We start from the raw sequence: 13,017 nt of genomic DNA, 5'->3' as shown, positions 1-13,017 counted from the left end.
ATTCCCACTGGGTAGTACCCACCACAACAATAATTTATTAGCAAGAACGTAGCTTTTGTACACTTCTGAAAAATTCAGTTTTCTATATGTTAATCTCAGTTGGGCTAAATGCGAAAGCGGTGGAGTCGAACGTGTAGAGGCGACAATATCCAAGATCCGTTCCAGAAAATAAATCCGGTGTCGTCTCAACCCCCAGCCGCTGTAGGGATAGACCACTGTCCGCGCGAGTCCGTAGGACCCAGGAGGTTCAAACGAGGAGAAACGCCAGCCCACTCAGGACGACGACGCCGAGGACGATCGACACGAGCCTGCCCAATCTGTAGGACCCGAGAACCCACGCCAACACGGCCTTGACGAAGGTGTTCGCGATAGCCGCGATGACGATTCCCGTCGTGGCGACCTCCGTCGAGACGGCTCCTTCGGCTGCCAGTCGACTCAGCGTTATCGTCATCGCGTCGACGTCGGCGAGGCCGGAGACGAACGCCGTCGCGTACACGCCCGACGCCCCGAACCACTCGTTGGCGTATTCGGAGACGAGCAACACGGCCGCGAAGATGACCCCGAAGAGGAGCGCGGGCTGCAGTCGAAACGGGTTCTTGAGTTCCTCCGGTTCGACCGTCTCGTCGGACGCAGTTCGCCAGTACAACACCCCGGCAGCAACCGCACCGACAGCGGTCATCCCTCCCAGCGGCAGCGCCGCACTCGAGAGCAGGTCGGGGTTGACCACCGCGATTTCGATGAGTGCTCGGGGAAACATCACGATGGAGGCGGTGACGACCGCGAACGCGCAGACGTGATACAGCGTCTCGTTTTGGGTCGTCTTCTCCGCCATCGAGACCGTCGTTGCCGTCGACGAGACGAACCCACCGACGATTCCCGTGAGAGCGATGCCTCGTTCGGGGCCGAGCGTTTGTCCGAGCACGTACGCCACGAATCCGAGCCCAGTGACGAAGACGACCATCAACCAGATGAATCTCGGATTGAGGCCATAGAGGGCGTCGAGCGACCGGTCGGGGAGCGCCGGCAACACGACGAGGACGACGAGGATGAACTTCGCCGACGCCCGCTGTTCGCTGTCGTCGATCCGGTCGACGAAGTCGTGTAGCGGGTCTTTCACCGAGAGCAGGACCGTGACGGCGCCGCCGACGATAATCGCGATGAGCGCGCCGCGGTCGGAGTGCATCACGACTGCACCGAGAACGGCCGTGAGGAGGGCGGCCACGAGCGTCGTCAAGCCGATATCGTCTTTGTACCAGATTTTCCCGACGTACGCGACAGCGAGGGGCACGACGAGTATCCCGAGTGCCACGGGCAGCACCGCCGGGAAGAACGCCTGAACGAGCGCCCCGTAGAGTGCGATTAGCGGGAACGTCCGACTCCCGGCGAAGGACCCGCCGGACTCGCTTTGCTCCCGTTCCAGACCGATGAGTGCCCCGAGACCACCCGCGAGGAGGAGATGTAATATGAGTTCGCTGAGCGGCGCCGTTGTTGGGTCGACCATTACGTAGAGAATCTCATTCATACCTTTTCGGGGGAGCACGAATCAGTTTCGGAACGCTAGTCGATACGTAAAAACCGCCCTTGGGGAATCTGCCCGTCCGGCTACCGACACCCCGTCGACTACCGCAACGACTATATTAGAATATGCTTATATTAGCATTTACTACTATGAGTCGAGATGCCACCGACCCGATCTCACGGGCCGAGCAGTCCGAGGGAACAGCCGGGACTGCGTGCTGTGCGGACGTACCCGAAATCGAGGAAGACGCAGTCGTCGCGGACGTGCAGTTGCTGTCGGCGCTGGGCAACGACACCCGGTACGAACTGGTTCGTCGCATCCGCGCTGCCGAGAGCGACGTCTGCGTCTGCGACCTCGAAGCCGCGGTCGGACTCAGTCAGAGCGCGGTCAGTCAGGCCCTCTCACGCCTGTACTCCGCGGGGCTGGTAACTCGCCGGAAAGAGGGGTCCTGGCGATACTACAGCCTGACCGACGACGCCGAACAGCTCGTCGAGACGCTTGACGCACTCAGGACCGACGATGAGTGAGACACCGCCCTCCGAGGACTCCTCGCCCGACCGCGACGCCGACGCACAGCGCCGCCTCGTCCGGGAGCGGTACGCCGACATCGCCATCGACGACGGCGGGACGTCCTGCTGTTCTGACACGGCAGGGAGCGCGGACGCCTGCTGTGACGATTCGATGGGGACGGACAGCGAGCGACTCGGATACGCCGCCGACGATATCGAGGCGGTCGCCAAGGGTGCGGACCTCGGCCTCGGGTGCGGGAATCCCAAGGCTATCGCCGACCTCGAACCGGGCGAGACGGTTCTCGATCTGGGTTCGGGAGCCGGGTTCGACTGCTTCCTCGCCGCACGTGAAGTCGGTGAGGAAGGGCAGGTCATCGGCGTCGACATGACCCCCGAGATGGTCGGAAAAGCTCGCGAGAACGTCGAGAAAAACGATGCGACGAACGTGGAGTTCCGACTCGGCGAAATCGAACACCTCCCCGTAGCTGACCGAAGCGTCGACGTCGTCATCTCGAACTGCGTCGTCAATCTCTCGCCGGCCAAAGCGCAGGTGTTCAGGGAGGCGTTCCGCGTGCTGGCCCCCGGTGGACGGCTGGCCATCTCCGACGTGGTGCTGACCGCGTCGCTTCCCGACGCCGTCCGGGAGGACCCGGACTCACTGGCAGCCTGTGTCGCCGGTGCATCGCCCATCGAGACAATCGAGCGGCTGCTCGACGACGCCGGATTCGTCGACGCTCGCGTCGCGCCGAAAGACGACAGCGCCGAGTTCATCAGCGAGTGGGACGACGAGCGCGACCTGAGCGAGTACGTCGTCTCGGCGACCATCGAGGCTCGAAAACCGACGTCGGAACGGGCCTGACGGTTACGACCGATGTCGGCGTAGGAAGACGAGTCGAACACCTCGACAGATTCGGTGAGGCCACGGGGGGACTGCTATATTAACACACCGTATACCTCCCGTGGTGATTCTTACGCTGTAGGAAGCTTGACTGCCCATTATGCGCGGGATACCGTATCTCCTTGTGGGTAACAACCAATGCCAATCGAAGACCTCGCTCGAAGCGATGCCGTGACGGCCGATACGGATACCCCCGTCACCGAACTCGCAACGACCATGGACGAGGAGAACGTCGGGAGCGTCGTGATTACGAACGACGAGGCGGCCGTCGGAATCGTCACGGACCGAGACCTAGCCGTCCGCGTCATCGGTGCGGGAAGCGACCCGACCGAACAGACCGCCGAAGACGTGATGACCAGTGACCTCCAGACAGCCGAACCCGACGCCGGGTTCTACGAGGCGACCACGATGATGGCGGACCACGGAATCCGACGACTCCCCGTCTGTGAGGGCGATACCCTCGTCGGAATCATCACCGCCGACGACGTGACGGAGCTCCTGGCCGACGAACACCAACAGTTAGGAGACATCATTCGCGGCCAGCGACCCGAGTACTGACTCCCGGCTCGTCGACCCGGTCGACGAAGCCGCGACGATTCCAGCCACCCCTGTGGGGTGGGTTTTTGCGCTGTACCGGTTCGAACGCAACTCGAACGAACACTTACTCCGAATAGCCCTCTTGGAGAAATGCACCTTCCGTCTCGTATACAGAGACGAGTTCCTCGATGAATTCCTCGTGCGATTCGTCCTCCTCGAGGTGGTTATCCAGTCGCTCCTTGAGGTCGTCGCTGATTTCGAGCGTGAATGTCATAGTTTGTCGTGTTGTGTACCAACGTCTACTGTATCGTGACCACTGATAAAAAATCTGCCAGCCATTCCCGTGGGATGGGACTCGCCAACCAGTATATCCACCCTCGAGAGCCGCTGTTGGGCAGAATTCTCCACCGAAAGCTGACCGTATTTTGTAGAAGGGTCGTGTTTCGACATCCCTGACAGGGGGAGTACCGAGGCACTACCGGTAGTGCGCTGGCGAGACCAAATCGGTAAGCCGAGACAAGCCGAGACGGGCCGAAACGGCGTTTCGTGAACTATCTGCACGCCTTATGCGAGTCGAATGCCTCCGGTACCCCGTGATTGTGATGGCACAAGAAACACAACAGGAACCACAGGGTCTCGGACAGACCAGAGCAGTACGAGACGGCTCGTCGTGGCAACACGGCGTGGGAGCGGGGTTGATCGGCGGACTCGTGATGGGTGTGCTGTTTTCGGCGTTGATGACACCCGTCATCGAGAACGCAATTCCGGCGCTCGTCGGGCTGTCCGGTGGAATCGCTGGCTGGGTCGTCCACATGTCGATTAGTGCGGTGTTCGGTATCGTCTTTGTCGCGGCGTTGACGCAACCTCGGCTGGGAGCCGTCGGGGAGTCGCTGGGCGGCGTCGTCAGTCTCGGTCTCGCCTACGGCGTGGTTCTCTGGGTGGTCGCTGCTGGCGTCGTCATGCCGCTGTGGCTGTCGGCCGTCGGCTTCCCCAGCCCGCCGCCGCTGCCGAACCTCGGACTGATGGGACTGCTCGCACACATCGCGTTCGGAGTGGTTCTCGGCGTGAGCTACCACTACCTGCGCTGAATCCTCGTGGCCCCACCTCGCTGCGAGGGTGAACACGTCGTATTTTTGGAGCGACTCGAATTCAAGCTGCTCGAACAGCGCGACTGTTTCGGTTTTATGGCATTCAGAGCGTGCAGTCAACACTCGGCCGCTCTCATCGGAACGCGAGCAGTCGATTCCCCCACGCAGCGTAGAGCGTCTCGCCGACGACCGACACGCTAACCCCGTCGAGGTCGCGTTCGAGTACCCACCGTACGTCGCCGGAGTCCGTCGAGATGGCGAGGAGGCCATCCTCCAGCGTTCCCGCGTACAGCGTCTCGTCGTCGATTGCCAGCCCGTCGAAGAACCCGTCAGTGTAGCGTTCGTTCACGACACCACGGAACTCTTCCCAGTCTTCCTCGCCGGCCTCGATGGACAGTGAACGGGCGTAGCCGTCGCCGTCGACGCCGTATATGTACTCGCCGTCGGTCGCCAAATCCCGGAACGACTTGTTGACCGACCACTCGACCTCTCCGTCGCGATTGGCGGCGTATAGCGCTTCATCGACCGCGACGAACACCGCACACGGCGTCACGAGCAGCGTCGCCGGGTTCCTATCCTCGCGGTCGTGGAGGTTGCGGGTCCACAACCGTTCGCCCTCGTCGGTGTCGATAGCTACGAGTTCCGCCGCGTCTGTCGCGAGATACGCCCGACCGTCGGTCCACCCGAGCGAGGAATCCAGCCACGCGTCGACAGTCACGTCCCACTCGACCTCGCCATCGGAGAGTAACGCGACGACCGTGTCGTCGCTGTCGGCCCGCGTCGAGGCGACCAACACGCCGTCCGGAATCGAGAGTACGTCGTCGACGCCACCGTCAGGTTCGTGCGTCCACCGTGCTGACTCGCCGCCGTATTCGACGGCGTGGAGTTCGCTCCGGTCGGCGACCAACACCGCCGATTCCGTGGTCGCGACTGTCCGCGGCGTTCCCGATATCGAGTACTCCCACAGGCGGTCACCCGTCGCAGCGTCGTAGGCCTGCAGATACTGCTGGTCCGGTTTCGGAACGGAGGTTCCAACGACGACGTTCCGACCGACGTAGATGCGGTCGTCGGCGACGATGGGGCGGGTAAAGCGAACCTCGCCCTGTTCCGGCGGGTCTGCCGTCACCGACCACTCCGCGCTCGGTTTCTCCGTCGGCCCGTCGCCGTCGGGTGCGTAGTTCGTCCGCCCGACCGAGCGCTCCGACAGCGGCCACCCCTCCTCGGGGAGCGGTCCGGCACCACAGAGGAGGTCCAAGGCCGGTTCCTCCGTCGGCGTCGCGGTTGGCTCCGGCGTTTCAGTTCCCTCGGGCGTCCCCGTAGGCGTCCCGTCCGATGGCGAGTCACCGAGTGCCGAACACCCACCGAGTGCCGTCATCGAGAGCGCAGTAAGTTCGAGGAGTCGGCGTCTGGAAGGCGGCATTGTTCGCCGTTCGGCGCTTCGGGTGTTAACGATTTTCGAGGGTGAAACGTGTGTTTGAGTCACGAGGCGAGAGAAAGTACTCGACCGATCCCCGGCTTCAACAGCGCCCGCGAATCCGCCGGTGCCATCGTCGAACACGACTCGACGCTTCGGGTTCCCGGCGTGGCGGTGCTGGGCGAGCAGGTCGGTTAAATTACGGAGTCATCGGCACACTCGCGGTCGGGCCCCTACCACACGTCGTCAGTGACAGCAGGGTACGGCAGAGTAGTTTCTTTTTATTTACTAACGTTTAAATTAGAAAGAGAAAGAACATCTCGCAAACCGATGGCCGCAACCGTTCCGCCACCGGAACCACCGGACAGCCCCGACGCGTGGTACGCACCGGACGTTCACGACCAGTACGCACTCACAAACGGCGTCGTTGCAACCGTGTACAGCGACGGCGACCAGTTCGTCTACGACGCCCGCGAGCCATCGCTTTCGACGACGGGTCGAGCGAGCCTCGAATCGGTGCGTGACCACTTCGGTGACGCGGAGCTGACTCGACCGCGGACGAGAGAGGGGGCGGCCGAGCGCCTCCGAGAAGGCTTCGATGCGAAATACGAACGAGCCATCGACCGACTGGTCGACTGCACGCCGAGTGACCGGCGGCGACTCGAATACCACGCGCTGGCCGAATTGAAATGCCTCGGAGCGCTGACCCCACACGCCCTCGATGACGAAATCGAGGTCGGCGACATCGTCGACGGCGAACTACTCGTCCACCTCGTCGATTACGCGCCCGCTCATACGACCGTCGACGAGACGACGTTCGTCGAGCGTTTCAGCGCCGAACGCATCGAGCGATACACCGTCTCTTTCGCCGGCTACGAGGTGCCCGTCGTGCGCTACCGCGAGCGACTGCTCGGAAGCGACCCATTCGAACGGAAGTACGCGGTGCTGGAACCCGACCGCCTGCCGGGCGACGACCGCCTCATCGAGGAGTGTAAAGCCCGAGTCTGGGAGGTCGGCATCGAGGGCATCGAGACGAGCGTGGCGCTGGACGACCGCGCGGAAGTCGTCCGCGACCGAGCCAAGAAACTCCTCTCTCGACGACTCACTGCTCGGAACACACGGGCGTGGCTCGACGCCACGCGACACCGGATTCGGACCGCGCTTGCAGCGTACGACCTCGCCGTGCCGCCGGTCGACCGCCGCTTTGCCGACGACCGACTCGATGACCTCCTGTACTACGTGCTTCGTGACCTCGTTGGCTACGGCCAACTGACGGTTCCGATACGGGATGCGACCCTCGAAGACATCGAGTGTAACCGAGTCGGCGAGCGCATCAAGGTCGTCCCGAGAGGCGGCGACCGGGAACCGACGAACCTGCAGTTCGACGACGAAGACGAGTTCATCAACGTCGTCACACAACTGGCCGCAGAGGACGGCGTCGAGTTATCAGCGAGTCGCCCGTCTGCGAAGGTTAACCTCGACCCCAACGGCGTCGACCAGACGATTCGCTGTGCCGTCGCGCTGCCGACCATCTCCGAGGACGGTCCACACATCTCTATCCGAAAACAAGCCGCCGACGTGCTGACTCCCGTCGACCTCGTCGAATCGGGGACGCTTCCGACCGAACTCGTGACGTTGCTGTGGATGTTGTACGAACACCACGGCGTCGTTCTCTTTTCGGGACCGACCGGCGTCGGCAAGACGACCCTGATGAACGCCCATATGCCGTTCGTCGACTACGAGGACCGCCCCGTCAGCATCGACGAGGGGTCCAGAGAGGTGTATCTCCCCCACGAAACCGGCGTCTCGTTGACCACACGAGATCATCAAGAGGCGTTCAAGCGCGTCTCGATGGCGGATTTGATGGCTCAAACGAACTACCTCAACCCAGACCTGGAAGTAGTGGCCGAGATCAACTCAGCCGAATCCTTCGAGACGTTCGGGGAAATCCTCCAAACCGGACACGGCGTGCTTGGAACGACTCACGCGGAAGACGTCGAAAAACTCGTCAATCGCGTGGCAGAGAAGGGACTTCCGGCCCACCTCCTTCAGGAAATCGACCTCGTCGTGTTCCCGCGATACGTCGACGGCGAGCGATACGTCGGCGAGGTCGTGGAGTTGCTCTCGGAGTCGGAAGCAGCGTCACTCGAAGGGTCGACACGGACGGTAACCCACGGGGACCGAACGGTACATTACAACGAAATATGCCAGCGACACCCGGACGGCGAGTGGTCGTTCGCGTACGACCACCCGAAACTTGGTGACCCGACCGAGCGTCGCGGCCTCCGAGTGTTCGACCGACTGGCACAGCGAACTGACCGTCCAGTCGAAGAAGTCACCGCGGAGTTTCACCGCAAGCACAGCTACGTCGAGTACATCCTCAGGGAACGCATGACCGACAGCGAAACGCTGTTCGAATTCCTCGCGGACTTGCGGACCGACGAAGCAGCCACAGTGGAACGAATTCAGCAGCAGCAAGCCGCAGCAGACGATGATTGAGGTACTGCCCGCACTCGACCGTGGATTGTACGCGCTGTTTTCCCGCCACGCCGACCGGCCGCGGCACGACCGCGACCGCGACCACTATCGCGGCGCAGCCCTCGGTGTCGGGTTCGACACCTACCTCGCCAGAATATACGGACTCTCGTGGGCGTTAGCCATCGGGAGCGGCTGGCTGGCGGCGGTTTTTCTCTTCGCGTTACCGGCTGAAACCGTCGGTACAATCGGGGAGGCGGTACACGCCGCAACGCCCGGTTTGAATCGGGTTTCGGTGCCAGAGGTTCCGCGCCATTACGTCGCGTTGGGGGGTGCGGTCGTCGTCGGAGCGTTGGGCAAACGCGGCGCGGTCGTCGGGGGAAGTGCGTACCTTCGCTGGCGTGCGTCGGCACGCCGGGCTGCTATAGACCGGTCGCTTCCCGGGGCAGTCCGGTATCTCAGGGCACTGGCCGACGGTAGCGACGACCGAGAGACGATGCTCCGAAAAGTCGCGGAACAGGACGCCTACGGCGAAACGAGTGTGGCGTTCGAGCGAGTCCTTCGGAAAGCGGCGCTCACCGGCAGTCTCGACGAAGGGCTTCGCGGCGTCGCACGGGAAACCCCGTCTCGAAACCGTCTCGCACCGTTTCTGCTGAAGTTCCGTGAACACGCCAGCCAAGGGACCGAAGCGCTGACCGGATACCTCCGCATGGAATCGCGGATGCTTTCTCACCAGCAGTCACGGGACCGACAGCGTTCGAGCGATTTTCTCGAACTGCTCGCGGAACTGTTCATCGTCCTGCTCGTGTTGCCGGCGCTGCTCGTCGTCATCGTCACCGTGATGAGCGTCCTCGCTCCGGGATTGTCACAGCCCACGGAACTCCCCGGGTCACCCACTGTTCGAGGCGTGTTGGTGTACGGAAGCGCCGTGTTCGTTCTCGCAGTCGGTGCCGGTACCGCCGCTCTGGTGACGCAGTTGCGGCCGTCGAACCACGAGCCGACCTATGAACGGCCGGACGGAGCTGTAGCGACAGTCAGAAGCGTGGCGTCGAATCCAGCGAGTGCAGCCGTTCTCTTCGTGCTTCCGGCAGTGGTCGTCGGAATCGGACTGGCGACTCTCGGAGAGCCACCGACGAACGCACTGCTGTTGGGTTACGTGGCCTACGGGGCCCCGGTCGGAGCAGTCGCGCTCCGGAGAGCACGCCGTGACGACGCCAAGGACCGCGAGATACGGGATTTCGTTCATTCGGTTGCCGGCCACGTCAGCCTGGGTCGGCCGTTCGGCGACGCCGTCGAGACGGTGGCCCGAGAGGTCGACTTCGGCGCGCTACAGCAGGACATCGATGACCTCGCGTTCACGCTCGGATTGACCACCGGAAACGAGGGCGGCGACACCCGAAAGGAAGCCCTCGACCGCTTCGTCGACCAAGTCGGGACTCCGCTAGCCGAACAGACCGTCGGTCTCGTCACCGGTGCCCTCGACGTGGGAAGCGACGCCGAAACGACGTTCGAGACGCTGCAGACCGAAATCGGTCAACTCTACCACGCCAGAAAGCAACTCCGGGCCTCGATGATGGTGTACGTCGCCGTCGGGTGGACGACGGCGTTGCTCGTCGTCGGTATCGTCGTTGCCGTAAACACCTACGTCCTCGACGGGTTCGCACAGCTGTCGGCCGTCTCACAGGGTGCCGGCGTCGCGATAGACCCGAACGCCGTCGACATCGAACGCGACGCCTGGCGGTTCTACGTCGTGACACAGGCGACGATGCTCGCCTGTGGCTGGTTCGCCGGCACTGCCTCACGGGGGCGGTACGAGGCGTTGCTTCACTCCTCGCTGCTGGTCCTCGTTTGTTACGTCGTCTTCGAGGGGGTCGGACTGATATGACCGCCTCCGACCGCGGGCAGTCCAACGTCGTCGGCGTCGCACTCCTGCTCGGCATCGCCGTCGTCTCGATGGGGACGCTCACCGCTGCCGTGGGCGTCGTCGTCGACTCTAGCGCCGCCGAAGCAGACGCCGAACGCGTCGCGACTGACCTCGACGACGCCCTCGAGCCGGTCGCCGCAACCGGCCCACAACGTGGCACCGTAACGTTTTCTAAGGGCCGGCTTACGTCCATCGACCGCACGGTGACGATTCGAGCGGACGGACGGGAAGTCGAGACGGTCCCGGTCGACGCACTCGTCTTCGAGTCCGGCGACCGTCAAGTGCGATTCCACGCCGGTGCAATCGTACGCGGAACCGGCAGACAGGCGTGGCTCCACGCACCGCCTCCGTTCACCGTCGACGAGGATGTCCTCATCGTCGGTGCACCGACGGTGGGTGACGACGTCGGAACCATCTCCGGGAGCGGCGGCGTCACCGCGACTGTCGAGAGTGACGTCAGCCACGAGCGACGCGACCTCGGCGAGGCGACGTTCTCCGTCGCTGTCGAGACGGCCACACCGACCGTCTGGGAGCGGTGGTTTCGAAAACAGGGTGCGACCGTCGAGAGAGAAGACGGCAAACCACCGGTCGTCGTCGGCACCTTCGAGGGACGACGAACGGGATATCTCGTCGTTCACGACCTCGACGCGGAGGTGACTGCTGGTGGCTGACCGCGCAATGAGTCCCGTCGTCGGCAAGGCGATGGAGGCGACGCTCGTCGTCCTCTACATCGGCCTCGTGACGACGACGCTGTACGCCGGTGCAGTACCGGAGTACCGCGCGTCGGCAGGCGGAGAAGTCGCAGAGCGAACCCTCTCGGACGCCGCGACCGACATCGAGGCCGCGATTCCACCGACGGCCACAGACGCGAGCGTCCGTGTCGATGTCGACCTCCCGCCGACTATCGCCGGCGATGCGTATCGAATCTCCGTGAACGAGGGCAGACTCCATCTCGAGCATCCGAATCCGGCGGTTGGTACGAGCGTTCCCCTCGTCGTTCCCGACCGCGTGGACTCGATTTCGGGGACGTGGAACAGCGGTGAGGATGCCGAGATTCACCTCACGTCGACGGAATCCGGGATCGAGGTGACTCTCGAATGAGAGGGCAGGCGAACCTCCCCGCGTTGGCGCTCGCTCTGCTCGTCGTGACGACCGTCGCAGGACTTTCCGTCACCATCGCCGACAGCGCTTTTTCGACCGCACAGCGGGATGCCAGCGAGCGAGCGACGGCGTCGGCCATCGCCGACCGCCTCGTCGCCGCCGACAGTCCGCTCACGGAGCGACGGAACGTGTTGAACGCGAGTCGACTCAACGAACAGACCGTTTCAGCCACGGCTCCCGATTCGGCGGATATTCGCATCGCCGTCGACGGAGAGACCGTTTACGAACGCGGGACTCCATCTGGTGGCCCGACAGTCAGGCGGCTCACCGTCGTCGCCGAACGACAACCCGTAACCATCGAGCCACCACTGGCGTTCGGAACGGTGACGCTTCCTCGCCGTAGCCCCCGCGCGACAATCGGCATCGATTCGGGTTCCGATGTCGAGACGGTCCGAGCAAACGACCGCGTCGTCCTCTACGACGCTGAGGGGATAAACGGGACGTACGACGTTTCTCTCTCGCGGTACGAGACGACGACGCTCCGATTCGATGGCTCGCCTCGGGAGGGAGACGTAACCGTGACGTACTATCCACGGCAGACGACCAAAGCCATACTCGAGGTGACCGTCGAATGAGGGGACAACTCTCCCTGTCGATCGTCGAAGCGAGCGTCGGCGTCGTGTTCATCCTCGCGGTCACGATGGGGTTTGCCTTGGGTGTCCCCTCGCCCAACACCGAACGACCACAGCTAGACGCCTACGCCGAAGACACCGCGACAGTTCTGGCAAACGAACCGCCACGACACGGCGGTGAGACACGCCTTGCCGAAGTCACGCGCTCGCAGGCTGCCTTCCAGCGGGAGCAGGACTCGCTCGAACGGCGGGTCGAACGCCTCCTGAACGATAACCTGTTGTACCGAATCGAGACGCCACACGGCGCTGTTGGCTACGAACGCCCGGCAGGAGTGCCGGCCGGGTACGCGACCGTCCCAACCACGGGCGGGGAGGTGACCGTATGGGTCTGGTACGTGTAAAACGGGGGCAACTCGTCCTCGTCGCGGCCGCGGTCATCGCCATCGGCCTCGCACCGATTCTGTTCGCGTACCTACAGCTCGGGTATCACCCGGACGTGGACGATCCGGAACCGGAGGTATCAGGTGAGAAGGCAGTCGCCTTTCTCGACCGTTCGGTCCACGAAGCGGCCGCGGAAACAGCCGGTGACTACGCGTGGCGAGACCGCGACGAACGGGTCAGGGCCGTTCGAGCGGATATCGGCGCGGAAATCGAGACACTCCGGCAAACTCGAATTGACGAGGGCATCGCCTACAACGCATCGTTCAACCGAACGGTCGCCGAGAAGTGGGCCAACGAGAACTGCCAGCGCGGTGCCGGCAAGCGATTCGGCGCGTGTGAATCCAGCGGCGGTATCGTGGTGCAGGACCGCGCCGACGAGGTAGTGCTGTTAGCCGCCGGGTTCGATATCGAAGCTGTCGGTCCGGGTGGCAAAACCGAATTGACCATCGTCATCGAAATCGGTGGCGGGTAGACCTGTC

Annotated in this window: 15 protein-coding genes; 12 read left to right on the top strand and 3 right to left on the bottom strand. The window is 63.2% G+C overall.

All coding sequences use genetic code 11. From position 1 onward, the window contains the following. Positions 1–247: 247 nt before the first annotated feature. Positions 248–1,501, bottom strand: a complete 1,254-nt coding sequence (locus HWX69_RS05585; protein WP_178916101.1) for an MgtC/SapB family protein — start codon at positions 1,499–1,501, stop codon at positions 248–250. Positions 1,502–1,668: 167 nt separating this feature from the next. Between HWX69_RS05585 and HWX69_RS05580 the strand changes: the two genes are divergently transcribed. From HWX69_RS05580 to HWX69_RS05570, 3 genes are all read left to right on the top strand, one after another. Then, on the top strand, positions 1,669–2,046 hold the full coding sequence (locus HWX69_RS05580) for an ArsR/SmtB family transcription factor (protein ID WP_178916100.1): 378 nt from the start codon (positions 1,669–1,671) through the stop codon (positions 2,044–2,046). After that, a complete protein-coding gene (locus HWX69_RS05575; protein WP_178916099.1) occupies positions 2,039–2,887 on the top strand; it encodes an arsenite methyltransferase in 849 nt (282 codons plus the stop codon). Before HWX69_RS05580 ends, HWX69_RS05575 begins: the two co-directional genes overlap by 8 nt. A gap of 177 nt (positions 2,888–3,064) precedes the next feature. Next, positions 3,065–3,484: a CBS domain-containing protein gene (locus HWX69_RS05570; RefSeq protein ID WP_178916098.1), complete on the top strand. Its 420-nt coding sequence runs from the start codon at positions 3,065–3,067 to the stop codon at positions 3,482–3,484. Between the two features lie 103 nt (positions 3,485–3,587). Here the strand turns inward: HWX69_RS05570 and HWX69_RS05565 are convergent, their stop codons facing one another. Continuing rightward, positions 3,588–3,737, bottom strand: a complete 150-nt coding sequence (locus HWX69_RS05565; protein ID WP_178916097.1) for a DUF7557 family protein — start codon at positions 3,735–3,737, stop codon at positions 3,588–3,590. 328 nt (positions 3,738–4,065) lie between these two features. Between HWX69_RS05565 and HWX69_RS05560 the strand changes: the two genes are divergently transcribed. Continuing rightward, positions 4,066–4,551, top strand: coding sequence for a histidine kinase (locus tag HWX69_RS05560; protein WP_178916096.1), 486 nt, complete (start codon positions 4,066–4,068; stop codon positions 4,549–4,551). Positions 4,552–4,684: 133 nt separating this feature from the next. On the opposite strand, the gene HWX69_RS05555 is transcribed toward HWX69_RS05560, so the two are convergent. Next, positions 4,685–5,971 carry an outer membrane protein assembly factor BamB family protein gene (locus HWX69_RS05555; protein WP_178916095.1) on the bottom strand — a complete coding sequence of 429 codons (1,287 nt, stop codon included), beginning with the start codon at positions 5,969–5,971 and terminating at the stop codon, positions 4,685–4,687. A gap of 54 nt (positions 5,972–6,025) precedes the next feature. Between HWX69_RS05555 and HWX69_RS05550 the strand changes: the two genes are divergently transcribed. The 8 genes from HWX69_RS05550 (at position 6,026) to HWX69_RS05515 (ending at position 13,010) form a co-directional block, all read left to right on the top strand. Then, positions 6,026–6,163 carry a hypothetical protein gene (locus tag HWX69_RS05550; RefSeq protein WP_178916094.1) on the top strand — a complete coding sequence of 46 codons (138 nt, stop codon included), beginning with the start codon at positions 6,026–6,028 and terminating at the stop codon, positions 6,161–6,163. A 132-nt stretch (positions 6,164–6,295) separates the two neighbouring features. Continuing rightward, positions 6,296–8,464, top strand: coding sequence for a type II/IV secretion system ATPase subunit (locus tag HWX69_RS05545; RefSeq protein WP_178916093.1), 2,169 nt, complete (start codon positions 6,296–6,298; stop codon positions 8,462–8,464). Further along, a complete protein-coding gene (locus HWX69_RS05540) occupies positions 8,457–10,325 on the top strand; it encodes a type II secretion system F family protein (RefSeq protein WP_178916092.1) in 1,869 nt (622 codons plus the stop codon). Before HWX69_RS05545 ends, HWX69_RS05540 begins: the two co-directional genes overlap by 8 nt. Then, the gene (locus tag HWX69_RS05535; RefSeq protein ID WP_178916091.1) at positions 10,322–11,035 is read left to right on the top strand and encodes a DUF7289 family protein; all 714 of its coding nucleotides are present in this window, start codon (positions 10,322–10,324) and stop codon (positions 11,033–11,035) included. Before HWX69_RS05540 ends, HWX69_RS05535 begins: the two co-directional genes overlap by 4 nt. After that, positions 11,028–11,465, top strand: a complete 438-nt coding sequence (locus HWX69_RS05530) for a DUF7266 family protein (RefSeq protein ID WP_178916090.1) — start codon at positions 11,028–11,030, stop codon at positions 11,463–11,465. Before HWX69_RS05535 ends, HWX69_RS05530 begins: the two co-directional genes overlap by 8 nt. Further along, complete coding sequence (locus HWX69_RS05525) at positions 11,462–12,100, top strand: DUF7263 family protein (RefSeq protein ID WP_178916089.1); 639 nt, start codon at positions 11,462–11,464, stop codon at positions 12,098–12,100. Before HWX69_RS05530 ends, HWX69_RS05525 begins: the two co-directional genes overlap by 4 nt. After that, on the top strand, positions 12,097–12,498 hold the full coding sequence (locus HWX69_RS05520) for a DUF7262 family protein (RefSeq protein WP_178916088.1): 402 nt from the start codon (positions 12,097–12,099) through the stop codon (positions 12,496–12,498). The genes HWX69_RS05525 and HWX69_RS05520 overlap by 4 nt, the downstream gene beginning before the upstream one ends. After that, the gene (locus HWX69_RS05515; protein ID WP_178916087.1) at positions 12,480–13,010 is read left to right on the top strand and encodes a DUF7261 family protein; all 531 of its coding nucleotides are present in this window, start codon (positions 12,480–12,482) and stop codon (positions 13,008–13,010) included. Before HWX69_RS05520 ends, HWX69_RS05515 begins: the two co-directional genes overlap by 19 nt. The last annotated feature ends 7 nt before the right edge of the window (positions 13,011–13,017 follow it).

The sequence above is a fragment of the Natronomonas gomsonensis genome (genome assembly GCF_013391635.1).
Lineage (GTDB): Archaea > Halobacteriota > Halobacteria > Halobacteriales > Haloarculaceae > Natronomonas > Natronomonas gomsonensis_A.
The sequence above is the reverse complement of the archived record's forward strand: the minus strand, read 5'-3'. Positions and strand labels throughout refer to the sequence as shown.

Excerpts from the sequence above, each read along its gene's own strand:
- HWX69_RS05585 (WP_178916101.1), bottom strand. The coding sequence starts at position 1,501 with ATGGTCGACCCAACAACGGCGCCGCTCAGCGAACTCATATTACATCTC.
- HWX69_RS05520 (WP_178916088.1), top strand. The coding sequence starts at position 12,097 with ATGAGGGGACAACTCTCCCTGTCGATCGTCGAAGCGAGCGTCGGCGTC.
- HWX69_RS05535 (WP_178916091.1), top strand. The coding sequence starts at position 10,322 with ATGACCGCCTCCGACCGCGGGCAGTCCAACGTCGTCGGCGTCGCACTC.
- HWX69_RS05515 (WP_178916087.1), top strand. The coding sequence starts at position 12,480 with ATGGGTCTGGTACGTGTAAAACGGGGGCAACTCGTCCTCGTCGCGGCC.
- HWX69_RS05575 (WP_178916099.1), top strand. The coding sequence starts at position 2,039 with ATGAGTGAGACACCGCCCTCCGAGGACTCCTCGCCCGACCGCGACGCC.
- HWX69_RS05540 (WP_178916092.1), top strand. The coding sequence starts at position 8,457 with ATGATTGAGGTACTGCCCGCACTCGACCGTGGATTGTACGCGCTGTTT.
- HWX69_RS05545 (WP_178916093.1), top strand. The coding sequence starts at position 6,296 with ATGGCCGCAACCGTTCCGCCACCGGAACCACCGGACAGCCCCGACGCG.
- HWX69_RS05570 (WP_178916098.1), top strand. The coding sequence starts at position 3,065 with ATGCCAATCGAAGACCTCGCTCGAAGCGATGCCGTGACGGCCGATACG.
- HWX69_RS05565 (WP_178916097.1), bottom strand. The coding sequence starts at position 3,737 with ATGACATTCACGCTCGAAATCAGCGACGACCTCAAGGAGCGACTGGAT.
- HWX69_RS05560 (WP_178916096.1), top strand. The coding sequence starts at position 4,066 with ATGGCACAAGAAACACAACAGGAACCACAGGGTCTCGGACAGACCAGA.
- HWX69_RS05525 (WP_178916089.1), top strand. The coding sequence starts at position 11,462 with ATGAGAGGGCAGGCGAACCTCCCCGCGTTGGCGCTCGCTCTGCTCGTC.
- HWX69_RS05555 (WP_178916095.1), bottom strand. The coding sequence starts at position 5,971 with ATGCCGCCTTCCAGACGCCGACTCCTCGAACTTACTGCGCTCTCGATG.
- HWX69_RS05580 (WP_178916100.1), top strand. The coding sequence starts at position 1,669 with ATGAGTCGAGATGCCACCGACCCGATCTCACGGGCCGAGCAGTCCGAG.